We start from the raw sequence: 23,356 nt of genomic DNA on the forward strand, positions 1-23,356 counted from the left end.
GCGCCACGTCAGATCTCCACTCCGATCTGGTTGATGAGATCGCGGACATCGTAGTAGTCGCGGTGATAGGCCACGAGGCCGGCGTCGTCCGATCGACACACCGCCACGCCGGGCACGGCGTACCGGCGGCCGGTGGCCGGGTGCAGAGCCTTGCCGAGTGAGAGCGGGCCGTCGGCGGTTCCGGACCAAATCCATTCCGCCGTGAAGTCGTTCCCGTCGACCACGATAGATGTGAAGTCGACGTGCGTGTCACTGGAGAATCGGAGCATGTGTCGGAAGAATCGGGCCACATCCGACACTCCGGTGTACGTGTGGCCCATCCCGGTGTCGATGTAGATGCCGGTCTTGGCGAAGGCGGTGCGCAAGAGCGGCTCGTCGCCAGAGGACCATGCGGTGGTGTAGTGCTGGAGAAAACCTGGTTCGCCAGGACGTGGCGCGGGAGTGGTGGGTTCAGTCATCGGGAATCTCTCCGTGTGGGGCCATTGGCCAATGGGCGATTTGCCAGTTGGGCCGCCCGGGCTTCGCTGCCCGACATCGGGCTGGCGCCGGTCCGGGGGATCTCAATTCACGCCGTCGCGTGCTGCGGCGCTGGCCTATTCAGATTATAATCTATTATCAGTTCAAAAATCTAAGTGCGTTGTGCTCCGGCGTTCGGTGCGGCCTGCAGACATGGACCTCCGGGTCGGCGTTTCGCGGCGGGGCTCCATCGCTCTACAGTCCAGTGTGCTGAGCGATGCTGGGGCATGCTGCGCTTCGGCTGGCCTATGTCGTCAACTCAAGGCGAAGTGGTGCCTGACTGCGGCGATGATCGATTCAAGGTTGCTCGTATCTGGCTGCCGGCGACCTAGGGTCGCGTTCATGGCGCCGAGCAGGAGAATCGCCGTCAGGCGATCTCCGTCGGTCGGGTTGGCATTGCCTCGTGACACTGCGACCAGGTGGCGCCAGGTGTCGAAGTATCGCCTGGACTGGTCGAGCACACCTGAGGCGTCGGCGGCGGGCTGATCGATAACGCGCACAACAGCGGCTCCGATATCGTAGGACTCGTGGAGCACGTGCAAATGTGCTCCGATCGCCGCTGACAGAACGTCGCTGCCACTCGGTGTGGGCCCGAGTTCGGCTACCGCCTCGTCGATTCGCGCTGTGGCCAGCTCTACGGCGCCGCGCAACACTTCGGCGAGCAACTCATCTTTGGTCGCGAAGTGGAAGTACAAACTCCCTAACTTCAGGCCGGCGCCGGCCGCGACGTGCCGCAGGCTCGTTCCGTCGTAGCCTCGCCACGCGAACTCGCGGGCCGCCGAGTCGATGATGCGCTCTCGGGTGCGCATTGCCTTTGTGATCTGCTGCGGTTCTGCCACGCAGGCAGGATAGTCGAGCCGATGCGTTCGGACGAGAGCGGAGAGCTTGTTGCAATTTCTAATCTGTGATAGAAAGACAAAATCGGACGGTCGATAGATTATGGAGATGACCATGGCAGAGTCGTTGACTTCCCTGCTGAACGAACGGATTGCGCACAGCTCGGACAAGGTTGCGCTCCGGTTCGGCTCGAGCGCGCTGACCTGGGGTGAGATCGCAGCGCACGTGCGTGCCTTCGTGACCTCGCTCGACGAGTTGCCGATCGTCGCGCAGCGCAGAATGGTGTTCCTCGGTAAGAACAGCCCGGCCTGCTTTGTCGCCCTGTTCGGTTCCAGCATCGCTCGGCTGGTCTACGTTCCGGTGAACTGGCGACTGGCCGCTGCCGAGATCGAATCTCTGTTGGACGACGTGGATCCGTGCCTGGTGGTAGTCGACCGGGAGTTTTCGGGCACTGTCGATCTATGGAATCGACGGCGAGCGGAGCGGGTGCCGGTGCAGTTTTCAGATTCACTGTGGGGGTCCGTGGTCGAGCCCGTGCGGTCGAGCCTTCCGATGCGTTCAGAATCGGTGGACATTGCCTTTCAGCTTTACACTTCGGGGACGACTGGCGAGCCCAAGGGGGCAATGTTCGATAACGGCCGGAACATTGTGACACTGACGACAGAAATTGCGCCGATGTGGGGATTTCGGCACGACGACGTCAGCCTCGCTTGTCTGCCGCTATTTCACATGGGAGGCCTTGCGTGGGCTATTGCGGGTGTCGCTTCCGACGTGACGACGGTGTTGGTGGCTGACTTTGATCCCGAAAGTCTGATCGATATTGGTGTTCGTGAGCGGGTGACGACGGCCTTCTTCGTACCGGCGATGATAACGGCCCTATTGGCGTTCGGAGAGCGCCTTAGCGAGCTCACTTATTTGCGTCGAATCACCTACTCGGGAGCACCGATTGCGCCAGCGGTGGTAGGTGACGCAATGAAACTCATTGACTGCGAATTCGCGCAAATTTATGGTCTGACCGAGGCGACGGGGGCGTTTGCCCAACTGGACCCGGTCGATCATGATCCGCACGGCCCTCGTCGGCGATTGCTACTGTCCGCTGGCCGTCCGTATCCATGGGTGCAGGTGCGCGTTGTTGACCCGGTGACCGAAGCGGTGGTCCCGGACGGACAGCCGGGCGAGATCTGGATTCGTTCGAGTCAGACTCTTGTCGGCTATTTCGGAAAACCTGAAGAAACGCGCAGCGTGCTGACTCGTGATTCGTGGCTGAGGACCGGTGATATAGGACGGATAGAGGATGGGTATATCTTCTTGCTCGATCGCGCGAAGGACGTAATTATCAGTGGAGGTGAGAATGTCTATCCCGTGGAGATCGAAAAGGTGCTTGCCGGCTATGCTCCAGTCGCCGAAGCCGCGGTAATCGGCGTGCCGTCAGCGAAATGGGGTGAGACGGTGAAGGCGGTAGTGGTTGCGCGTTCCGGGTATATCGTCGATCCGGCCGAGTTAATCGCTTATACACGCTCGCAGCTAGCTTCTTTCAAGTGTCCGACGAGTGTCGACGTGGTTATGGATCTACCGCGCACGGCAACCGGAAAGGTTCGTAAAGGCGAACTTCGGGAGCAGTACTGGTCGGAGTTAGACCGCAGGATCAATTGATCTCGCTAGGGAATGAAAATTATGAAAGGGATGATATGACGAATTCGCCTTCTGTGGACGTCGGTGTCTTAGATCGGGAGTTTGCTGTTGCTTGGTATCGTAAGTGGATCGATGCATGGAATACCCACGACTTCGAGGGGGTGAAGAATATTGTGACCGAGGATTTCGTTCTGGACAGCCCGACTACAAGGCATACCAACTGGGAGGTCCGAGGGCAACAAGCCATGAGCGACTACTTGAGATATGTTCTCCGTGCCTACCCAGATCTAATCTGGGAAGTGACAGCGCCGCCGATGTTCAGCGATGAGACACGCACTGCGGCATTCAGCTGGCGCGGTACCGGGCATTTCACTGGAGTCCTTGATCCTCCGGGAGTGCCCGGCACTGGAAAACCATTCGCGTTCGCCGGCCTAGAGGTCTTCTCATTTCGGGGCGATCGCGCCTGTCATCTGAATGCGGTCTACGATCTGATCGGCCTGACCAAGCAGACCGGGATCTATCGACGCTGTTAGATTTCGAGATCCGCGTCGGCACCCGCCGTCGCGGATCGCTGGCATCTCATTCCGGCTGCAGCGCACTGCGTACGAACCCCTGGGCGTTCTGGACCACCTTCTCGACACTTCCGCGGCGAGGACTCCACCACTCTGCAGCCCAGTTCAACGACCCGAGCACGAGCATCTGCGCGATATAGAGGTCAAGGTCCTGCCGGATCGCCCCTTCGTCGTACGCGGCGCGCACCAGGCCCTGCCAGATCTTGCCGTACTTCTTCTCCTCGGCGATCTGGCGTTTGCGAATGTGTTCCGGAATCTGACCGGCGTTTCGGATCGACGCGGTCGTGTACGCGGAGATCTCCAACTCGTGGCGTAAGTGTGCCTCGACGGCAACGAGGATGCGTTCGAGCGGATCCGTGCCGTCGGGAAGCTCGGTGATGATCGCGTTGACGTGCTGTCGCATGTCGGCGATCCCCGCCCACATGACCTCTTCGATGAGGTCTTCGCGGGAGTTGAAATAGTAGTAGATCGCGGGCGCCTGAAGCTCCGCGGCTTCGGCGACGTCGGTCAGGCGCATGCCGGCATAACCCTTGCGACTGAGCACCGTTGCGGCGGCATCCAGGATCCGGGCACGCGTTCGCTCCGACTTGGAGGCTGCTGCGGCGCCGCCCTCGATGGCGGCGGACTGGCGCTTACGTGGAGGCATGGCTACAGATTCTAATAGAACGTTAAATGCGCGCGTCGCACCCGTTCCCGAGCGGAAGGGCGGCGAAGGACTGCGGTGACGGTGGTCGGTGCATGCATCGAATCAACCCGACGTCGAAACCAGTCAGGGTCGCTCGTCAGGTGCCAGTGCCGAGGTGATGAGGGCATTTAGCGCCCATCGCAAAGCTTCGATGTCTGCGACGCCGCCGGCTTGTTCGTGTCCGATTAGCAGGTATAGGGCTGAAACGGCGCGTCGGCGCGCCGCGTCCTCGGGCAGAGACAACTCTCGGAAGGTTTCGATGACGATCTGCAGACGCTCGAGGTCGACGCTGCGTTGCATTACGGCGACTTCGCGGTCGGTTGTGCTCCATACGCGGATCGCCGATTCTGCGCTGTGCGGAAGGTTGGATGCGGTGTTCAGGAGAAGCTGCAGTCGCGCGAGAGGATCGGATTCCTGCGATACAAGTGCAATGAGTCGAGTGGTGCGGTCGGTATGCCAGTGCTCGAGGAATCTGGTGGTGAAATCTCGCCAGTTCTTGAAGTTGTGATAGAAGCCGCCGGTGGTCACGCCGACACGCTCGCATAGTTGCGCCAGCTTGAGGCCCGCGTATCCGTCTTCAGCCAGGATTGTGTAGGCGGCAGCGAAGTATGCGGTTGTCGACCTATCGGGTCGGACTGGCATATCGGCCTCCTGACGGGAGTCAGCATAACTCGAGATACGCCCAGGGAGTCGTGTCGTCGGCGGGAATGTCATGCGGCACTGGTGGGGGCCTGGCGAGAACTTGCAGGTCACGATACCTCTTGACGAGAGTTTCGAATCAATATTTAAAAATCTCTCGACAAGCCGGATGCCTGACGGTAGGCTCCGACCAGGTTGCATAAGAAAACTTATGTTTGCCGGACAGCCTCACCGACGCGTCGCCAGAGCTGGAGTGAACTGGTGTAACTGTCACATTTGGAAGGATGACCATGGGATTCAAGGATGCGGACGAAGTTCGGAAGTACCTGGGCGGCATCTTCGAGTCGGCGTTCGCCGACCCGGAGATCGGCGACAAGCTGCGCAACACGGGGATCGTGCTCAAGACCGTCTACACGGAGCCGGATGCCGCGTTGGTGATCGACGCGCGCAAGGGCACAGTCACCTCCTCGGATGGAACCGAAGAGGTCTCGGCGCAGATGTCGATGAGCGCTGACACGGGCAACGCGTACTGGCAGGGCAAGGTCAACCTTCCACTGGCGATGGCAAAGAGCCGAATCAAAGTCGACGGAAATGTCGCGAGCCTGCTTAAGCTCGCCCCGCTGGGCAAGAAGTTGTATCCCGCTTACATCGAGGCGCTCAAGGCCGACGGCCGCGACGACCTGCTCGCCTGACTACGGCCGTCGCCGCCACACCACCTAAGAGGGGAACTGGAGATCATGTACCCAGGAGTTCATGCCGCGAAGGCACCCGATCGCCCGGCGGTGATCACCGCCGAATCAGGGCGCTGCATCACCTACGGTCAGCTCGACGGGCACTCGGCCGATTTGGCTGCGGCCCTGCACGGGCTCGGGCTGCGACGCGGTGACGTGGTAGCGATGCTGACCGACAATGCCCTCGAGTGCTTCGAAATCTATTGGGCCGCACTGCGAAGCGGACTCTACGTCACCGCGATCAACCGGCACCTGGCGCCGGACGAAGTGGCGTACATCATCGACGACAGTGATGCCTCGGTGCTCTTCGTCTCGGCGGGCGTGCGTGATCTCGCCGAGAGTGTCGTGCCGCTGCTCCCGCACGTGCGGCATCGCTATGCGTTCGGCGCCGACGTGGAGGGCTACGCGCCATACTCTCAACTGCTCGCCGAGGCAGGCCCGCGCCTGACCGCGCAGCCGCGCGGCTCCGACATGTTGTACTCGTCGGGTACCACCGGTCGGCCCAAGGGAATTCGCCCGATGCTCCTGCCGATCGAGGTTGACCAACCGGGTGATCCGATCACCGGAATAGTGTCGTCGGCTTTCGCCGTCGGCGAATCGGACGTGTACCTCTCGCCTGCGCCGATCTACCACACTGCGCCCCTCAAGTGGTCCGGAGCAGTGCATGCGCTGGGCGGCACCGTGGTGATGATGGAGAAGTTCGACGCCGAAGGCGCGCTTGCGGCTATCGAGAAATACAACGTCAAGGTGACGCAAATGGTGCCGACGATGTTCGTGCGCATGCTGCAGCTCGATGAAGCTGTCCGCACCAAGTACGACACCTCGTCACTGCGCATCGCCGTGCATGCCGCCGCGCCGTGTCCGCCCGAAGTGAAGCAGGCGATGATCGATTGGTGGGGACCGATCCTGGTCGAATACTACGGGGCTACCGAACAGCACGGCATCTACCTGATCTCTTCCTCGGAGTGGGAGAAGAAGCGCGGATCAGTGGGAAAACGCGGACTGGGAATCGCGCACATTTGCGACGACAATGGCGTCGAACTTCCAGCCGGACAGGTTGGTCTGATCTATTTCGAAAGGGAGACACTTCCTTTCGAGTATCACAAGGATCCGGAAAGGACGCGCGAAGCCCAGCATCCCACGCACGGAACGTGGACGACCGTGGGCGACCTGGGTTTCCTTGATGACGACGGCTATCTCTTCCTCACCGACCGGAAGTCGTTCACGATCATCTCCGGTGGAGTCAACATCTACCCGCAGGAAGTAGAGAACGTCCTTACGCTCCATCCGCAGATCTTCGACGTAGCAGTCATCGGCGTCCCTGATCCGGAGATGGGACAGCAGGTCAAGGCGGTGGTGCAACTCAAGGAGGGTATCACCGGTGACGATGAGCTTGCCGCGCAACTGATTTCGTACGTCCGTGGCCGAGTGGCGCACTACAAGGCGCCGCGTTCGGTCGATTTCGTCGAGTCGCTGCCACGTACGCCGACCGGGAAACTCGTCAAACGTGAACTCGTCAGGAAATATTCGACGGTCGGAGCATGAGCATGACAACAACCGCGACCCGGCGCCAGTACGACCCGCTGTCCATTTCGTCGGTTGACTTCTGGGCGTCGACCGCCGAGGAGCGCGACCAGACCTTCCGAATCCTGCGCCGCGAGCGTCCGGTCAGTTGGCATCGTCCCTTGGAGGGCTCCCTGATGCCACCGGAGAACAATGGGGTCTGGGTGGTCACCAGCCACGAACTGGTCCGCTACGTCAGCCAGAACCCGGCGATCTTCTGTTCGGGACAGGGGTTTCAGTTCGAAGAAGTCCCCGAAGATATCCTGACGGCCGCGGGTTCATTCCTGGGGATGGACGATCCGCGCCATGCGAAGCTTCGTCGTCTGGTGAGTGCTGCGTTCACCCCGAAGCAGATCGCGAAGATCCACGACCAGATCCGAAATCAGGCGACAGTCATCGTCGACGATCTGATCGCTGCGCCCGAAGGTGATTTCGTTTCCGCGGTGTCGAAGAGGCTGCCGATGTGGACGGTCTACGAAATGCTCGGCCTGGAGAATCTCGATGCCCGGGAACGAGCGGCGCATCACGCCGACGGAATGGTGTCATGGGCCGACGAAGATGTCGCTGCCGGTCGGGAACCGGGAGAGGTCCTCAACGAGTCACTTGTGGCGCTCCTGGAGATGGGCTTCGAATTCGCGGAGGAGCGCCGTTCACACCCCAAGAACGATCTGATGACCAATCTGGTGCAGGCCGAAGTCGACGGCGAGCGATTGACCGACGAAGATATCGCAGCGTTCTTCGTGCTGCTGTCGGTGGCCGGCAACGACACCACCAGGAACTCGATCACGTTGGCCAGCAAAGCCTTTCAGGATTTTCCAGACCAGCGGGCCGTGTTGCTGAGCGACTTTGACGAGCATATCGGCACTGCGATCGAGGAGATCGTCAGATTCGCCAGTCCGGTGATGACGTTCCGTCGGACCGCGACGAAGGATATCGAACTCGGTGGGGAACTCATCCGAGAAGGTGATTGGGTCGCGATCATCTACTCGTCGGCCAATCGCGACGAGCGGGTATTCGAGGCGCCCGACCGCTTCGACATCACCCGATCGCCCAATCCGCATGTTGGCTTCGGTGGCGGTGGCCCTCATTTCTGCATGGGCAACTTCGTCGCGAAAATGCAGTTACGCGAGCTGTTTGATCAACTGCTGCATCGGGTTCCGACACTGTCGCTGGGTGAGCCCGAGTATCTGACCGGCAACTTCGTTCGCGCCGTCAAGTCCATGCCCTACAGCCTCTAACCAAGGAATCAGACCACTATGAATGACTTCAACGGCAAGCGATACGTCGTGACCGGCGCCGCGTCGGGCATCGGCCAGGCAGTGGCCGAACTGCTACTCAAGGCCGGTGCCGAGGTGCACAGCCTTGATCGCAACACGCCAACCGCGCCGGTCACCCGGCATATCGAGGTGGACTTGGCAGACCCGGCGAGCATCGCCACGGCTCTCGACACACTTGGCGGTGGCTACGACGGGCTACTCAACGTGGCCGGTGTGCCGGGAACCGCGCCGAGCAGCACCGTCTTTGCTGTCAATACGCTCGCGGCGCGGACCCTTGCTGAGGCGTTTCTGGAGAGACTGAATACGGGCGGCTCGGTTGTCATTGTGTCCTCGACCGCGGGATTCGGTTGGCCGCAACGCCTTCCGCAGATCCGGGAATTCCTCGCCACCGACACCTTCGAGGAAGGCGCGCAGTGGTTTGCAGATCATCCGCAGGAGGGCAACACCTACAACTTCTCCAAGGAATGCACAACGGTGTTCGTACACGCGATGGGCCTGGTCTTCAATGAGCTCGGTTTGCGGATCAACGCCGTGCTCCCCGGCCCGGTGGACACGCCGATTCTCGAGGACTTCCGCGAGACGATGGGGGCGGACACCATCGATGGGCTGGCCGGACTCCTCGGGCGGCACGCCACCGCCGGGGACATCGCGGAAGTCGTTGCTTTCCTGGCCTCCGACGCGGCACGTTGGGTGAACGGTGAGGCGATCAACGTCGACGGCGGAGTGTCGGGTGCGGTGCTCTCGGGCAGTGTTCCGGTTCCGGAGTTCTGATGGTGGCTCAAGAACTGGACGGCGTCACGTCGGTCGGTATTGATGTGGTAGTCGACGGGCTGCGACGGGTGTTCTCCTCCGGTCGCACCCGGAGCCTCCAATGGCGATCGGGGCAATTGACAGCGCTCGCCCGGATGCTTGATGAGCAAGAGGACGCCATCGCGTGCGCGATCGGCGCAGATCTCGGCCGCAGTGCGCACGACGCGTGGTTCGGCGAGATCGTCGGCACCAAAGGTGAGATAGACCTCGCACACCGAAGTCTCAAACGCTGGACTCGGCCCCGGCGGCAATGGTTGCCACTCGTCCAGCAGCCTGGCTCGGCACGCGTCGAGTACGAGCCGTTGGGGACTGTATTGATCGGACCGTGGAATTACCCTGTCTTCCTTACACTTTCGCCGCTGGTGGCCGCATTGGCGGCTGGCAACACAGCCGTGATCAAGCCGTCCGAACTGGCCCCGGCGACTTCGGAGCTGATCGCCAGACTGATTCCTCGATACCTCGACTCCGATGCGGTCAAAGTCGTCGAAGGCGACGGCGCGGTGACACAGGAACTGTTGGCCGCGGGGTTCGACCACGCCCTGTTCACCGGTGGCACTGAAATCGGGCAGAAGATCATGGCCGGCGCGGCCAAGACCCTCACGCCGGTGACGCTGGAACTGGGTGGGAAGAGTCCGGTGGTAGTCCTGGCCGACGCCGATCTCGAAGTGGCGGCGCGGCGTATCGCCTGGGTGAAGTTGATGAACTCCGGCCAGACTGTATCGCCCCCGACTATGTGCTGGTCGAACACAGCGTGAAAGATCAGTTGGCCTCGCACCTGCGAGATGCCGTCGTCCGCATGCGCTCCGGCGAAGCGGACATGCAGAAGATCGTGAACGAACGACAGTACCGCAGGCTGGTCGATTACCTCGAACAGACGACGGGGACCGTGGTCCTGGGCGGACGGCACGACGACGCGTCGATCTCGATTGAACCGACTATCGTGGTGGATCCGGCACCGACTGACGCCGTCATGCAAGACGAGATCTTCGGGCCCCTCCTTCCGATCATCGGTATCGACAATGCTGACACAGCTGTCGACTTCATCAACCGTCGGCCGAAGCCGTTGGCCTTCTATGTCTTTGCAGGATCGCTGAGTGTGGCTCGCGGGTTGGTCAGGTCCGTGCCCGCCGGTGGGGCCGTGATCAATCACGTCGCGATGCACTGCCTCGTTCCGACCTTGCCGTTCGGCGGGGTGGGGCCAAGCGGAATGGGTGCCTATCACGGCCGATGGGGCTTCGAGACGTTCAGCCATCGCAAGGCGGTACTCACCAAGACCACCCGGCCCGACCTACGCCTCGTATACCCACCCTATGGCGACTTCGCGACCAAAGTGCTGCGAAGACTGTTCTGAATTCTTCAATTTCTTGAAGGTCTGCGGGAATCGAGCGCAGACCTTCTTCAGTGCGGCCTCGACTTCAGTGGCCATCGAAAATCTAATGTCGGGTGTCGGCGCGAACTGACAGGAAGTAGATCCGTGAACTCCCGTGTACTCACCGCCTGCTCGTTGGGCGGTCCCGCTGCCGTTGTCTGACCCTGGTCGGGTGGCTGATAGCGAGAATCCTGCCAATGCCGATCAGTCCCGGTGCGCCGATTTCCGAGGTGCGGGAATTCTATCTGAGCAACAGCGCGATGATCGGCGTTGGCTTCGTCATCGCTTCGTTGGGGATGGGTCGGCCGAGCGGAGCTGGCGGCAGCGGTCTCGGAGGCCGGCGGGCTCGGCATTATTACCGCGCTGACGCAACCGACTCCGGAAGATCTCGCGGTCGAGATCCAGCGAACCCGAGATCTCACCGACAAGAACTTCGGAGTCAATCTCACGATTCTGCCGGCTATAAATCCCCCGCCTGCGAACGCTATCGTGACGTCATAGTCGAGAGTGGTGTGACGGTTGTCGAGACCGCGGGCGCAAATCCAGCGGTACACCTCCCGGTGGTGGCCAGTTCGACGATGTGCGCCAATTAGTCGCCGGCGCCCACGACCGCACGGTTTTCGAGACTGGAGATCTGGAGGCGGGGATCTGGCATGCCAGCACCGCCCAGGGGCTGATCGACGATATTCCGCGATGCGCGGATCTCATTCATCGGGTGGTCGCCAAAGCCGAGCAGATTATTTCGGGGCGGCTCGCCTCTGCTCTGGGATAGCGAAGAACCGGCTAACGGTCGGCCGGGGAGACTCCGGTCACCCCAACTCCGACGACCCCAGCTCCACCGCGGGCCCGGTGAAGTACGTCTCGCCGTCGAACGCCGCGGGCAGACCCGCGGCGCGATAGGTTCCGATGCCGGGCTGGTGGAGTTCGGCGAACAACGGGTGCGTGGCCAGGGTCCCCTCGGCGACGAGCTCGTCGAATGAGCGATACCGCTGCGCGAGCGTCGACGTGCCGGCCAACGCCGCTTCGACGTCGGCGGTGCTGTGCTCGGCGAACCAGCCGGCGAACAGCGCGTTGAGAACCTTGCGGTGGGTGAAGCGGTCGGTCTCCGATGAGAAGTCCGCTCCCAGTGCGGATTCCAGCGCGGCGACGACATCGGTGGTGCCGGTGACCTCGACCAGATCGCGGAAGTGCCTGCGCGTCAACGCGACGATCATGAATCGTCCGCCGTCGGCGGTGGCGAAGTCCGAACCGTAGGTGCCGTAGACGTCGTTGCCGGTAGCCGGGCGTCCCTGCGAATTGACTTGCGGCTCAGTGAGATAGCCGAGGGTACTGGCGATCGACAGCGCGGTGTCTTCCAACGGCAGGCGGATCTGGCTGCCCGCACCGGTTTGGTCCCGCTTGCGCACGGCGGCCGTAATGGCAAGTGCCGCATACAATCCGCACACCACATCCCAGGCGGGCAGGACGTGGTTGACGACACCGTCGTGGTCCACCGGACCGGTGATGAACGGGAAGCCCAGGCCGGCGTTGACGGTGTAGTCGACGGCCGGCGAGCCGTCGCTGCCGCCGAGCAGTTCGAGGGTGACGACGTCGGCGCGCAGCGCGGCGAGCGTCTCGTGGCTCATCCAGTCGCGGCCACCGGAGTTGGTGACCAGAATGCCGCCGCCCGGGCCGGACTCGGTGATCAGCCGCTGCACGAGCGCCTGGCCGTCGGGGGAGCGCAGGTCTGCGGTCACCGACTTCTTGCCCTTGTTCAGTCCGGTCCAGTAGATCGAATTGCCCACCGGCGCACCGTTATCGCCGTCGGTGAGCGGCCACCGCTTGACGTCGGACGCGCCGCCGATCGGATCGACGCGGATCACTTCGGCGCCGAGCTGGGCGAGCGTCAACCCGCACAGCGGCGACGCGACGAAGCTGGAGATCTCGACGATGCGGATGCCGTCGAGCGGGCGGGTGGTGGTCATGGCGGATCCTCGGATGTCGATGGGGTGGGTGGTCGGCGCATTCAGTTGTAGAAATCGGCCCAGGTGGTTGAGCCGGACGAAGCGTTTGCGAGGTTTTGAGAGCTGGTTGAGCCGGACGAAGCGCTAGCGAAGTCCGTGTCGAAACCTCGCAAGACACGCTGCCATGCGGCCAAACGCATCGGGCCAGTTGCGGGGTCGTGTCGCGGGGTTTCGACTCGAGCTCGACGAGCTGGCGCTCGTCGAGCTCGGCTCAACCGGCGGGTGGGGCTCGTCGAGCTGGCGCTCGTCGAGCTCGGCTCAACCGGCGGGGTGGAATTCAACCTGCTGGTGGCTGGTGTCTTCGCTATGCCAGCAGTGCCCAGAATCTCCAGTCGAGGACTTCGCGGGCGGGGGCGTCGGCGTCGACCGCGTAGACGACCGAACGCAGCTGCAGCAGTCCGCCGGTCTCCAGTGGGGTCGCCTGCTCAACGGTCAGCTCACTGGTCAACGTGTCACCCTCGTGCACCGGACCGGTGTGATCGCACGAATCCCACCCCACGACGGTTGCGAGATTCGGCAGCGCGCGGGTCGCCTGCGACAGTGCGATGCCGATCGTATGACCGCCGTACACCAGCCGTCCGGCGGTGCCGACTCGCGCATCATGGTGTGTCGCAGCGATATTCAGCGTCAAGCGCGCCAATTCCGGTGCGCTGGATACGACGTCGCCGCTGGAGGTGTAGACGTGGCCGGCGAGGTCGGGCGAGAAGTGTTGTCCGCCAACGGTACTGCGGAGACCTGGCAGGTCCCAGTCGGGGACGACCGGAGTGGTCGGCCCGGCCGGCCCGATCGCCGACAGATCGTCGGCGTGCACCGTGCGCGCCGCATCCGGCTCCGGCGACAACGGCAGCATCGCGCAGCGATAGAAGTCGAGCACGACGGTGCCGTCCTGGTCGGTGGTCACCATGTGTAGCGCGGCGAGTCCGGTGGGGGCGCGCCCGGGCTTGGACGAATTCTCCCGCAGTCCAACGACTTCGGTGACGGTCGACAACGTGTCGCCGAGATGCGGGTAATTGCGGAAGCTCAGTCCGCGGTAGAAGAGATTGGCCTTGACGTGGTGGGTGGCCAGCGTCGACTGTCCGATGGCGAGGTCGGTGACCAGGCCGGGATGGGCTACGGCGGCGTCGGATCCGGTGATCCGCCGCGACAGGTGGGCGTCGAGCGGCAGACGCATCCGGTCGCCGAGAATCGCCTGGTGCGTGGCGGCGAGCCCGGACGTCAACGTCACCGACGGCGCGTCGTCGAATCGCTGTCCGTGACTCAGCTCGTCGAAGTACGGGCCGCCGACCGCGACCCCACCGCTCACAGTTCGCCCGCCTTCGCGAGGATGCGGCGTGCGGAGACGGCGAGCGCCTCGTCGAGCATGCGGCCGTCGAGTTTGGCGGCTCCCGCACCCGCTTGCGCGGCGTCGTCGAGTGCTTTCAATACTGCCCGGGCGTCGACGATCGCGGCGTCGTCGGGAGTGAAAATGGCTGTGGCCGTGTCGATCTGTGCCGGGTGGATGACCCAGGTGCCGTCGAAGCCGAGGTCGCGGACCCACGTCTTGGCGGCACGGAATCCGTCGTCGTCGGCGATGGTGAGGTGTGGGCCGTCGATCACCGACACACCGGCCGCGCGCGCGGCGACGAGGACCGAGTCCTGAATCGCGTGCCACACCGACTGCGGTGCGCCCGGTCCGCGGCCGAGAGTCGCGCCGAGGTCGGCGTAGCCGATGATCACGGCGTCGAGCCGGTCGGTCGCGGTGCAGATCGAGCCGATGTCGCGGATGCCGATCGGCGTCTCCACCAAGATCTGCAGGCGGGCCGCGGTGTTGCCGAGCAGCCGGTCGGCCTCACGGAGTTGGTCGGCGGACTCGGCCTTCGGAAGGATGGCCGACGACAACGCCGAACCCATTGCGGCGCAAGCCTGTAGGTCGTCGACGGCCCAGTCGGAATCGAAACCGTTGACGCGGATCGAGACGGCGCGGGTGGCGCCGAACTCGGCGACGAGTTCGGCCGCCGCGGCGCGCGCGGAGGCCTTGTTCGCCGGGGTGACGGCGTCCTCGAGGTCGAGGACCACCTCGTCGGCGGCCGATGCCAGCGCCTTGCGGGCCTTGCGGTCGTCGGAAGCCGGTGCGACCAGAACGGCGCGTCGTCGGAGTGTGTGCACGGTGATTTCTCCCGGATCGATCTATCTGTCAAATGTGCGGCCATTTACGTACTCAGTTCTAGCAGACGCGCTGGTATCTGTGGAAGGGGGCTTGACGCAGCCGCAACATTTGCGCAAAATGGCCGTACAAATCAGTGCGGCCCGATCCGGGCCTCCGACGTGCAGGTGGATTCATGACCAAGCTCAATGCCGAAGAGTCGTTTCTCGTCGAAACGGTGCGCGCCTTCATCGACCGCGACGTCAAGCCGACGGTGCAGGAAGTCGAACACGCGAACGAGTACCCGGAGGCATGGATCGAGCAGATGAAGCAGATCGGCATCTACGGACTCGCGGTGCCGGAGGAATACGGCGGCGCACCGGTGTCGATGCCGTGCTATGCGCAGGTCACTCAGGAGCTGGCGCGTGGCTGGATGAGCCTGGCCGGTGCGATGGGTGGGCACACCGTCGTCGCAAAGTTGTTGACGCTCTTCGGAACCGAGGAGCAGAAGCAGCGCTACCTGCCTCGTCTGGCGACCGGCGAGATGCGCGCGACGATGGCACTGACCGAGCCGGGCGGCGGATCGGACCTGCAGGCGATGGCGACCGTCGCCCGCGCCGACGGCGACGACCTGGTGATCAACGGATCCAAGACGTGGATCTCCAATGCCCGCCGCTCCGGTCTGATCGCGCTGCTGTGCAAGACCGACCCGAGTGCGACGCCGCGTCACAAGGGCATCTCGATCGTGCTCGCCGAACACGGACCCGGCTTGACCGTGTCTCGTGACCTGCCGAAGTTGGGCTACAAGGGCGTCGAAACGTGTGAACTGTCCTTCGACGGCTATCGCGTCCCGGCGTCGTCGATTCTCGGCGGCGAGGCGGGTAAGGGGTTCGGTCAGATGATGAAGGGACTGGAGACCGGCCGCATCCAGGTGGCGTGCCGCGCGCTCGGCGTCGCGACTGCGGCACTTGAGGATTCGCTGGAATACGCTCAGCAGCGGGAGTCCTTCGGGCAGCCGATCTGGAAGCATCAGTCGATCGGCAACTACCTCGCCGAGATGGCCACCAAGCTGACCGCGGCCCGCCAGCTCACCTGGCACGCCGCGGAGCGGTACGACAGCGGCGAGCGCTGCGACATGGAAGCGGGCATGGCCAAGCTGTACGCGTCGGAGGTGGCGATGGAGGTCGCACTCAACGCGGTGCGCATCCACGGCGGCTACGGATACTCGACCGAATACGACGTCGAACGGTACTTCCGCGACGCTCCGCTGATGATCGTCGGCGAGGGCACCAACGAGATTCAGCGCAACGTGATCGCGGCGCAGCTGGTCTCGCGCGGCGGCATCTGAGCCGTCGTCGACGCGACACCATCGCCTGCGATGAAGATGCTCGACGGTGCGGAGCCCGCGTACAAGGCGCTGGCCGCTGAGTTGCGTGCGCGGATCGCCGACGGCGAATACCGCGACGGCGCGCGACTGCCGACCGAGGCGGAACTGTCGCAGCGGTACGGGCTGAGCCGGCAGACGGTGCGGCGCGCGTTTCAGGAGCTCGTCGCCGACGGCGTAGTCTACCGCGTCGCCGGGCGCGGGACGTTCGCCACCGAGAACGGCGGCCGTTACCTGCGCCAGCTCGGATCGATCGAAGATCTGATGAATCTGTCGTCGGACACCGACATGCGGGTCCTGTCGGCGCCTGCCCGACGGGTCGACCTAGACGCCGCCGGCCGACTGCGGCTGGCCACAGATGTGGTGTACCGCATCGTATTTCAGCGATTCCACGACGGTGTGCCGTTCGTCGTGACGACGGTGTCGTGGCCCGAGGAGATCGCCCGGCTGGTGCTCGACGCCCCCGAAGTCGCGACGGGGGCGGTCAGCTCGTACACCATGATCGGGCTGCTCGAACCGCACCTGGTGCACCCCATCGAAGAGTGCGCGCAATCGATCACGGCGACCGCGGCGTCGAACGAGGTTGCCGCGCAACTGAACTGCGACGTCGGGCAGCCGGTGCTGCGGGTGGACCGCATGTACTCCGACTCGCGCGGCGTCGCCGTGGAGCTGGCGGTCAGTCATTTCCTGCCCGAGTACTACACCTATCGCGTGACGTTGAAGCGCAGGTCGTAGACGGCTTCTTCCTCCATCGAAGCGTCTGAGATGTTCCCGGTTGATCCAGAAATCCGCCGAAATGCCCGACCCCGAACGTGAACGGGGAACCTTCCAGCGCCGATTGTCGTCGAGACCGGCGGATCGGTGCGGCGCTGGGTCTGCAAACCGGGCGGTTTGCGGTCCGCGTGGCGATGGGATTCGCTATTCGATGAGCGGGCCGGCGAGTCGTCGGTCACTGTTGAGGAGCAATGGTTCGCAGTGGAGGTAAGGGTTTGATGGTGCGTCGAGTAGTTTCGGTGATATTTCTCACATGCGCGTTGGTGATCGGGGGTGTGGTCGCCGCACCGGCCGCGCAGGCAGCACCGCCGTCGAGCGACCCTTTCTACACCTACAGCGGCAATCTGAGCAATAAGAGTGCAGGTCAGATCCTGAAGCAGCGGCCATCGCGGTTCGTCGCCGCGGGACTGACCGTGCCGGTGGACTCGACGCAGCTGATGTACCGCAGCGTCGGCAACCTGGGCCAGCCCATCGCGGGTGTCACCACGGTGCTGCGGCCGCGCGGCAACCGCCCGACGAAGATCATCTCCTACCACATGGCCTACGACGCTCTCGGCTCCGGATGTGATCCTTCTTACACTTTGCAGGGCTACCAGCCGACGCCGATCAGCCGGGTCGAGCAGTCGCTCATCGGCAGTTACGTCGCACGCGGCTACACCGTCGTCGTGCCGGATTACGAAGGGCTGCACGAGCAGTGGACCATCGCCCGGCAGGAGGGAAAGCTGGCGCTCGACGGCATTCGTGCGGCCGAGACATTCCTGCGTCTGCCGGCGTCGACACCGGTTGCGCTCCTCGGATATTCGGGTGGGTCGGTGCCGACGCAGTTCGCTGCCGAGTTCGCCCCGACGTACGCGCCGGAGCTGGCGATCAAAGGTGCGGCCGGCGGCGGCCTGCCGGTCAATCTGGCGCACAACCTGAGCTATGTGAGCGGTAGTCAGAGCTGGGCGGGCGTGATTCCCGCCGTCGTCGAAGCCTATCGCCGGACCTACAACCTCGACGTTTCCAAGTTCCTGTCGCCGAAGGGAATGTCGTTGATCGCGCAGGTGCGTAACAAGTGCATTGCGTCGTTCGCATCGAAGTACCCGGGCCTCACGGACGCGCAGATGGTCAAGGCGCCCTACACCAGCCTGCTGCAGGTGGCGGTTGTTCGCGACCTGATCGCCGACAACGTGATGGGGACGCTGGGGCTGCCGCGGATCCCGATGTTCCTCGGCGTCGGGCAGATCAACGGGCAGATCGGTGACGGCGTGATGATCACCGCCGACGTCCGCAATCTTGCCGCCCAATACTGCCGACAGGGGGCCCGCGTGCACTTCACGCGCTACGCCGGCCAGAGTCACGGCGGCGCATTTCCGCTGTTCGAAGCCGACGCCGATCGCTTCATCACGGCGCGTCTGGACGGCCGTCCGACGCTCGGTTGCAATGTCGGCTGAAATGGCCGAAAACCGCTGCTGACCAGCTGATTTGTTTTTTCGCATACTCGTGTCATAAGCTGATTCAGCTCCCAAACGGAGAACACCGGCCCCCTTCGTCTAGCGGCCTAGGACGCCGCCCTTTCAAGGCGGTAGCGCGGGTTCGAATCCCGTAGGGGGTACGCAGGTCGGATCGCAAACGAGCGGTTCGGCACGCAGCAAGGCCTTGTGGCGCAGTTGGTTAGCGCGCCGCCCTGTCACGGCGGAGGTCGCGGGTTCAAGTCCCGTCAAGGTCGCTGAAATCACCGGCAATAGCCGGTGATTTTAGGTTTCGGCCCTTGTTGGTCGGTGCTGCGGCCAGGTAGCTCAGTTGGTACGAGCGTCCGCCTGAAAAGCGGAAGGTCGCCGGTTCGATCCCGGCCCTGGCCACTTCAAAGGGTGTTTCCACCCGAACCGGAGTGACAATCCGACGTTTATTCAGCGGATATACGGACCGCTCGGTCCATCACGTTCGCCACCTCCTTGTGGATCACGTTCCGCTTCATGTACACATCCTGAGTCATCGACGGCCACGCGTGGCCGAGCTGATCGGCGTTGTTGCGGCCGGGCGGCTCCGGCGGCTGTGTCGTGGCAGCATCAGAGGGCCGCGCAGGCTCGTTGGAGTGCGTCGTGAGGCGTGCGGATCGTCGACCGGCGGGCACGTGGATACGTGAGGCCTGGATCAACGACGAGGCGCTGGCAATCACCTCCGCGATACACCAGGCACTTGACCGGGGCTGTGCACCCGCTCTTGGCCGCGGGCGACGTCGTGCAGGCGTGGCTGTGGGAGCTGCCCGAGATAGCCGGTGACCGACTCCGCAGCGACGGCTACTCGCCACACCAGCGGTTCCGACTCAACACCGACGACCACCTGGAGCCAATGCGATGACCGAACTGCACGACGGCTAATCTCGGCGAGCGTTCAGTAGATCGTCAAGGTCGTATCCGGCCCGGCGGGCCGCGTCTTCCCAGTAAGGCCGAGTCATGTCAGTCAGCCGGACGGCACCTCCGCCAGGGCACAGTTCAAGATCCCAATCATGTTCGACATGGCGAATTGATTGTTCAGTCTCGACATCATCCTCGGTGACAGACAGTAGTCGGCCATCTATCGTCAGCCATCGCAGATTGCCCAGCGCCAGCGTGGAGCCCAGCATCGGCGCAATGTTCGCACCTGGCGTATTCGGCTTAGTGCCGCCCGAGGGGGCATCATCCGATTGCCCTCCTCACGGTGCGGGTGAGTCGAGTCCGGATCCGATCAAGCCGTGGCGGAATCAGCTCGGCCGGCATCGGTTCGTCGATTCGGTCGACCTCAGTCATGCCCGCGATCTGATCGAACAGCACGTGGATCGGCCGGGTGACGACGTCGCCGTTGAGTGAGACGACCGCGTACGACACCCCGTGACCGCAAAAAACTTCGGCGTCGTCGGCGAGAGGCGTGTTCAGGGACACGATCACCGTTCCGTCGTCGCCGATCCACCCGCGCCGGTACACGCGTTGCCGTCGTAGCGCGAGCTGCGCGACCTCCACCGCAGTATCGAACGCATCAAGAGCCATCCCCCATCCTCCTTGAACTTAGCTCGGTCGAGCTTTGCGGGCTGGTGAGAGCAGTCCTTCACGCGGGTTCAGTACTCGTCACGCCAGTCGCGTACGGCGTTCGTCTTAGCGATGCGCCGGTCATGACGATGTGAGCGCACCTTGATCCTTTTCGCGGTGCCAGCCCGCTCGAACGATACGAGCAGCCGACGCCAGCTCGACGCCAAGTCGAACTCGTCGGCAGTCGTGTGGTGCTCGCTGCGCATGACGCTTCCCTTTCTCTGCGAGTTCGGAACCGCTCAGAATAGCTCGGTGCAATCGCTTACTCAACGGAAATACCCGAGAATCAGCGAGACGTATACGGACGGTACGAGGTCAAGGGCAAGTGCGAAACACATTGCCGGACAGTCTAATTGAGATGATGTGAGATATGTCTAGAATGCAGGATTGAAAGCTGAGTCGCCGGTTCGATCCCGGCCCTGGCCACTTTGAGAGCCACCCGGTGACGGGTGGCTTTTGTGGTGTCTGGGGTGGATTCTGCCGAGACTCCGATGACCCAGAGTGACCCGTTCGGGATCTAATCGCCGCGCGGTGACCTACGACGATGACCCAGCTATGGGTCATCGTGCCTCCCGCTTCTCCGTACCCGAGGTGATCGCCGAGAGGGTGGCAGCAGCGTCGGCGAGCGCGTTCAATCTGCTCGCGGTGCGGTGCCTCGGGAGCTGCAGCCGACACTCCTCGCGGATATTCGACGAGCAACTGCACCCCTCGCTCGACCACCTGGCCGCCGCGCCGCATAACGCGTGGTTCAGGCGGGTCCAAACTGAGCAGCCATCCAGACCGTCACGCAGAGAAGCAGCGCCTGGACGGCAAGGAACCAGATTGCGATCGGCAGGCTTCGTCGACCGCGAGCGATGGCCCAGCCGATCGACACCGCGGTGAGAACAAGGAGAGCGCCGCCGCCGATCGCGCCGGCCGTTGCCGCTCTGTCTGGCCATGATGGGTCGCCGCAGTCGGCGTAGCCGTCTCCGGGACGGAAGCTGCAATGACTGTCGTCGAGTTTCGAAAGCTGCGCGAGACCGTAGCCGAGGAACACGAGCGGGCATTGCACGACGACCAACGCTATCGCCAATGGGCGGTCGTTCGGTGAGGCAGTAGTCATGAAAGGAATGTCGAGCGCCTACCCGTGCAAGCCGCAGCAGGCCGTACGACACGGACAGGGGCCACGACAAGGATCGCTCGGCGATTCACCACAGAATGCTAGCCGTCTCGACGCGATTCTCGCCGCCGACGGGTCGGACAGATCGAGACGCACGCAGTGATGCTTCACGATCAGGCGGCCTGAGGCCCCGCCGATTCCGTGGTCGCTTCTCGCTCTATCGTTCTCGTGTGAGCCGACATCGATCAAGGACCGGATCCGCCGGGACCGCTATCTCGGCGAGGGTGCTGATCGCCCTGCCCGTTTGCTTCGGGCTGGGGATCTTCGCGATCTGGATGGGGTCGAGCCTGATCACGAGCCCGGCGCAGTGTGGATTCGACGCGATGTCCGAAAACGATCTGTGCTGGCACACCGGCAGGTCTGTCGAAAACCTGGTAGTAGATGGTGCGGCGAATGGACCTACCCGGCGAGGGGAGTACACGCTCGGTCAGCAAGAGTCGGCAAACCATCTGCGAGGTCTACTCTTCCTCGGCAGCGGGCTTCTGGCGGTGGTCACCATCGGACTCTTCGTGTCGATCAGGTTCGTGAACGAGAGGAGGCGACGGACACCCTTCCGTCAGGCGCAGGCCCCCACCTGATGGAGGCCAGCGAGCGGTGCATGGTCAAGAACCTGCTGGAGGAGCGTCCGCAGGGCAACACCGGAGGACGAGATCTATTCGGAGGAGTTGGGCCGGCTGGACACCGCTTAACGCCGCTGACCCTCGCTCCTCGTAGTCTGTCCACATGATTGGAGACCGGGTCCGCCGGATTCCGCGGGAAGTTGTCCTCGTGACGATGCCGGTGATCGGCCTCGTCGGAGCCCTCGTCTCGTGGCAGGCCGCCCACGCGGTCGGACGACGGGTTTGCGGCATGGCCTACGGCGTACCCGAACGCATCACGACGAACGGCTTCGGATTCCTGTGGGCGGTCGTCGGCACGATCGTGGCCCTGGCAGCGGGTGCGCTGCTCACCGCACACCGTCGCGTCACCCGGATCGTCGGCCTCGTGCTGCTCGGTCTGTTCGTCGTCGGCACCGTCGCGCTCCCACTGCTGGCCACAGGCTCCTGCGAGGGAATCGGGCAGTCCGGGAGAGTTACGCCTGTCCGTTGAGTTCGGCGATGCTCAGGGCATCGTGTCGATCCACTCCGGCGGGGCTCTTGGTAACTTCGGCTGGCGGAGAATCCCGCCAAGGAGATCAGCGATCGGGCGAATGACGCTCGGCAGCGACATCGACGTGATCCTCGTGCGCGGGACTGAGTCCGACGACGATGTCTGGGAGCAACGGTTGACCGAACTCGCACGACTGATCGCCGCGTGGACCGGCAACGACGGACGCATCGTCGAGTACGCGTATGAGGAGTTTCGCGCCGCGGCCGCTGTTGGGGAGCCCCTGCTCGATGACGTGTCGAAGCAGGGGCTGACTGTCGCGGGCACGCGGGCCTGGTTCAACGCGCAGCTGCGCTCGGCGAGAAGATCCTGATGGGCGGTTTAGCGGACTGTGACTCCGTGGTCACCGCGGGCCGGTTGTCCAACGCGATCGAGTTCTTCGACGCCGCGGAGCATCTTGGCGAGGCGGCCAAGCGCGCGGTGGCCGCTCGCGGATCAGAACGGCAGCGAGATCGTTGGAAGCGGTAGCGCGACGATACGATCTGCATCCTGTTGCTCGACGCCGAGCATGAGCAGAACGTGTCGCGCGTAGTCGTCGGAGACCTCGGCGTCGTCGAGTTCCGGATACGCGTCGAGTAGCTGGACCAGGCCGAGGAGAGCTCCGCCCGACATCATCAGCGCCATCTCGACGTCGGGGACGGTGAATCGCCCGGCGTCGATCCCGCGGCGGAGGTCGGCGAGGGCTCGGGGGCGCAGGCCACGGTCGGTGAGCAGCACAGACATTCCTCGATGCAGCGTCACGCGCACGAGTTCGGGCAGGTGGCGCTGCATCCGTCCGACCATGCGGAAGCTGACGGCGAAGACCTCGGCCGGGTCCTCGATGCCGCGGACGACCTCGTCGCGCAATGCGCCCCAATCGTCGAGCACGCTGGCCACCGCCTCGGCGAACAGCTCCTCCTTCGTGTCGAAGTGGTTGTAGAAGCTGCCGAATCCGACGCCGGCCTCGTCGGTGATCTCCTGCACGCTCACCGCTGACTTGCCGTCCGCCAGAAGTCGCCGGGCCGCTCCGACCAGGGCGTTGCGGGTCCTGGCCCGACGTGGGTCGGGGCGACGCGCGGGGGCGTCGGCGGTCTCGGTAGTCATTGGCGGCGGC

General features: G+C 63.5%; 24 protein-coding genes, 3 tRNA genes and 3 pseudogenes. 19 read left to right on the top strand and 11 right to left on the bottom strand.

Going from position 1 to position 23,356, the window contains the following annotated elements; translation table 11 throughout:
• Nucleotides 1–8 precede the first annotated feature (8 nt).
• A complete protein-coding gene (locus tag HH308_RS09540; RefSeq protein WP_170193968.1) occupies nt 9–458 on the bottom strand; it encodes a nuclear transport factor 2 family protein in 450 nt (149 codons plus the stop codon).
• A gap of 312 nt (nt 459–770) precedes the next feature.
• The gene (locus HH308_RS09545) at nt 771–1,469 is read right to left on the bottom strand and encodes a TetR/AcrR family transcriptional regulator (protein WP_170193969.1); all 699 of its coding nucleotides are present in this window, start codon (nt 1,467–1,469) and stop codon (nt 771–773) included.
• Here HH308_RS09545 and HH308_RS09550 point away from each other — a divergent pair.
• Both HH308_RS09550 and HH308_RS09555 read left to right on the top strand, forming a co-directional pair.
• A complete protein-coding gene (locus HH308_RS09550; RefSeq protein ID WP_170193970.1) occupies nt 1,462–3,006 on the top strand; it encodes a class I adenylate-forming enzyme family protein in 1,545 nt (514 codons plus the stop codon). The two genes, HH308_RS09545 and HH308_RS09550, sit on opposite strands and share 8 nt — an antisense overlap.
• A 35-nt stretch (nt 3,007–3,041) precedes the next feature.
• A complete protein-coding gene (locus tag HH308_RS09555) occupies nt 3,042–3,518 on the top strand; it encodes an ester cyclase (protein ID WP_170193971.1) in 477 nt (158 codons plus the stop codon).
• A 46-nt stretch (nt 3,519–3,564) separates the two neighbouring features.
• Here HH308_RS09555 and HH308_RS09560 read toward each other — a convergent pair whose 3' ends face one another.
• Nucleotides 3,565–4,203 (bottom strand): TetR/AcrR family transcriptional regulator, encoded by a 639-nt coding sequence (locus HH308_RS09560; protein ID WP_170193972.1) that lies wholly within the window; start codon nt 4,201–4,203, stop codon nt 3,565–3,567.
• A 123-nt stretch (nt 4,204–4,326) separates the two neighbouring features.
• Nucleotides 4,327–5,082, bottom strand: a complete 756-nt coding sequence (locus HH308_RS09565; RefSeq protein ID WP_312870507.1) for a TetR/AcrR family transcriptional regulator — start codon at nt 5,080–5,082, stop codon at nt 4,327–4,329.
• An 89-nt stretch (nt 5,083–5,171) separates the two neighbouring features.
• Between HH308_RS09565 and HH308_RS09570 the strand changes: the two genes are divergently transcribed.
• The 7 genes and pseudogenes from HH308_RS09570 to HH308_RS30770 all read left to right on the top strand — a co-directional run bounded on the left by HH308_RS09570 (nt 5,172) and on the right by HH308_RS30770 (nt 11,403).
• A complete protein-coding gene (locus HH308_RS09570; RefSeq protein ID WP_170194113.1) occupies nt 5,172–5,573 on the top strand; it encodes an SCP2 sterol-binding domain-containing protein in 402 nt (133 codons plus the stop codon).
• 45 nt (nt 5,574–5,618) lie between these two features.
• A complete protein-coding gene (locus HH308_RS09575; protein ID WP_170193974.1) occupies nt 5,619–7,157 on the top strand; it encodes an acyl-CoA synthetase in 1,539 nt (512 codons plus the stop codon).
• Entirely contained in the window at nt 7,154–8,413 is a 1,260-nt protein-coding gene (locus tag HH308_RS09580) for a cytochrome P450 (protein WP_170193975.1), read from the top strand. The genes HH308_RS09575 and HH308_RS09580 overlap by 4 nt, the downstream gene beginning before the upstream one ends.
• Before the next feature lie 18 nt (nt 8,414–8,431).
• On the top strand, nt 8,432–9,223 hold the full coding sequence (locus tag HH308_RS09585; RefSeq protein WP_170193976.1) for a coniferyl-alcohol dehydrogenase: 792 nt from the start codon (nt 8,432–8,434) through the stop codon (nt 9,221–9,223).
• Nucleotides 9,223–10,613, top strand: a pseudogene (locus HH308_RS09590) (aldehyde dehydrogenase family protein). Before HH308_RS09585 ends, HH308_RS09590 begins: the two are co-directional and overlap by 1 nt.
• Nucleotides 10,614–10,928: 315 nt before the next feature.
• A pseudogene (locus tag HH308_RS30765) lies at nt 10,929–11,194 on the top strand (nitronate monooxygenase); the annotation flags it as partial.
• Between the two features lie 17 nt (nt 11,195–11,211).
• Nucleotides 11,212–11,403, top strand: coding sequence for a hypothetical protein (locus HH308_RS30770; RefSeq protein WP_446684912.1), 192 nt, complete (start codon nt 11,212–11,214; stop codon nt 11,401–11,403).
• 37 nt (nt 11,404–11,440) lie between these two features.
• Here the strand turns inward: HH308_RS30770 and HH308_RS09600 are convergent, their stop codons facing one another.
• The 3 genes from HH308_RS09600 to HH308_RS09610 form a co-directional block, all read right to left on the bottom strand.
• Nucleotides 11,441–12,595, bottom strand: a complete 1,155-nt coding sequence (locus HH308_RS09600; protein ID WP_170193977.1) for a CoA transferase — start codon at nt 12,593–12,595, stop codon at nt 11,441–11,443.
• A 343-nt stretch (nt 12,596–12,938) separates the two neighbouring features.
• A complete protein-coding gene (locus HH308_RS09605; RefSeq protein ID WP_170193978.1) occupies nt 12,939–13,937 on the bottom strand; it encodes a MaoC family dehydratase in 999 nt (332 codons plus the stop codon).
• Complete coding sequence (locus tag HH308_RS09610; protein WP_170193979.1) at nt 13,934–14,779, bottom strand: HpcH/HpaI aldolase/citrate lyase family protein; 846 nt, start codon at nt 14,777–14,779, stop codon at nt 13,934–13,936. Before HH308_RS09610 ends, HH308_RS09605 begins: the two co-directional genes overlap by 4 nt.
• A gap of 173 nt (nt 14,780–14,952) precedes the next feature.
• Here HH308_RS09610 and HH308_RS09615 point away from each other — a divergent pair, with 173 nt between their 5' ends.
• The 7 genes from HH308_RS09615 to HH308_RS09645 all read left to right on the top strand — a co-directional run bounded on the left by HH308_RS09615 (nt 14,953) and on the right by HH308_RS09645 (nt 19,254).
• On the top strand, nt 14,953–16,104 hold the full coding sequence (locus tag HH308_RS09615; RefSeq protein WP_170193980.1) for an acyl-CoA dehydrogenase family protein: 1,152 nt from the start codon (nt 14,953–14,955) through the stop codon (nt 16,102–16,104).
• Nucleotides 16,105–16,134: 30 nt separating this feature from the next.
• A complete protein-coding gene (locus tag HH308_RS09620; protein ID WP_170193981.1) occupies nt 16,135–16,875 on the top strand; it encodes a GntR family transcriptional regulator in 741 nt (246 codons plus the stop codon).
• Between the two features lie 257 nt (nt 16,876–17,132).
• On the top strand, nt 17,133–18,347 hold the full coding sequence (locus HH308_RS09625; protein WP_170194114.1) for a lipase family protein: 1,215 nt from the start codon (nt 17,133–17,135) through the stop codon (nt 18,345–18,347).
• A gap of 88 nt (nt 18,348–18,435) precedes the next feature.
• Nucleotides 18,436–18,508, top strand: a tRNA-Glu gene (locus HH308_RS09630).
• A gap of 40 nt (nt 18,509–18,548) precedes the next feature.
• A tRNA-Asp gene (locus HH308_RS09635) sits at nt 18,549–18,622 on the top strand.
• A 59-nt stretch (nt 18,623–18,681) separates the two neighbouring features.
• Nucleotides 18,682–18,755: transfer RNA gene (locus HH308_RS09640), tRNA-Phe, on the top strand.
• Between the two features lie 337 nt (nt 18,756–19,092).
• Entirely contained in the window at nt 19,093–19,254 is a 162-nt protein-coding gene (locus HH308_RS09645; protein WP_170193982.1) for a hypothetical protein, read from the top strand.
• Between the two features lie 317 nt (nt 19,255–19,571).
• Here HH308_RS09645 and HH308_RS09650 read toward each other — a convergent pair whose 3' ends face one another.
• The 3 genes from HH308_RS09650 to HH308_RS09660 form a co-directional block, all read right to left on the bottom strand.
• Nucleotides 19,572–19,919 carry a hypothetical protein gene (locus HH308_RS09650; protein ID WP_170193983.1) on the bottom strand — a complete coding sequence of 116 codons (348 nt, stop codon included), beginning with the start codon at nt 19,917–19,919 and terminating at the stop codon, nt 19,572–19,574.
• A 68-nt stretch (nt 19,920–19,987) separates the two neighbouring features.
• Nucleotides 19,988–20,164: a hypothetical protein gene (locus HH308_RS09655; RefSeq protein WP_170193984.1), complete on the bottom strand. Its 177-nt coding sequence runs from the start codon at nt 20,162–20,164 to the stop codon at nt 19,988–19,990.
• 542 nt (nt 20,165–20,706) lie between these two features.
• The gene (locus HH308_RS09660; RefSeq protein WP_170193985.1) at nt 20,707–21,060 is read right to left on the bottom strand and encodes a hypothetical protein; all 354 of its coding nucleotides are present in this window, start codon (nt 21,058–21,060) and stop codon (nt 20,707–20,709) included.
• Between the two features lie 281 nt (nt 21,061–21,341).
• On the opposite strand from HH308_RS09660, the gene HH308_RS09665 reads away from it, so the two are divergent.
• From HH308_RS09665 to HH308_RS09675, 3 genes and pseudogenes are all read left to right on the top strand, one after another.
• A complete protein-coding gene (locus HH308_RS09665) occupies nt 21,342–21,695 on the top strand; it encodes a hypothetical protein (RefSeq protein WP_170193986.1) in 354 nt (117 codons plus the stop codon).
• Nucleotides 21,696–21,840: 145 nt separating this feature from the next.
• On the top strand, nt 21,841–22,206 hold the full coding sequence (locus HH308_RS09670; protein WP_170193987.1) for a hypothetical protein: 366 nt from the start codon (nt 21,841–21,843) through the stop codon (nt 22,204–22,206).
• 85 nt (nt 22,207–22,291) lie between these two features.
• Nucleotides 22,292–22,576, top strand: a pseudogene (locus tag HH308_RS09675) (nucleotidyltransferase domain-containing protein); the annotation flags it as partial.
• 122 nt (nt 22,577–22,698) lie between these two features.
• Here the strand turns inward: HH308_RS09675 and HH308_RS09680 are convergent.
• Complete coding sequence (locus HH308_RS09680; protein WP_170193988.1) at nt 22,699–23,346, bottom strand: TetR/AcrR family transcriptional regulator; 648 nt, start codon at nt 23,344–23,346, stop codon at nt 22,699–22,701.
• Between the last annotated feature and the right edge of the window lie 10 nt (nt 23,347–23,356).

Source organism: Gordonia asplenii (assembly GCF_012933505.1).
Classification (GTDB): Bacteria; Actinomycetota; Actinomycetes; order Mycobacteriales; family Mycobacteriaceae; genus Gordonia; species Gordonia asplenii.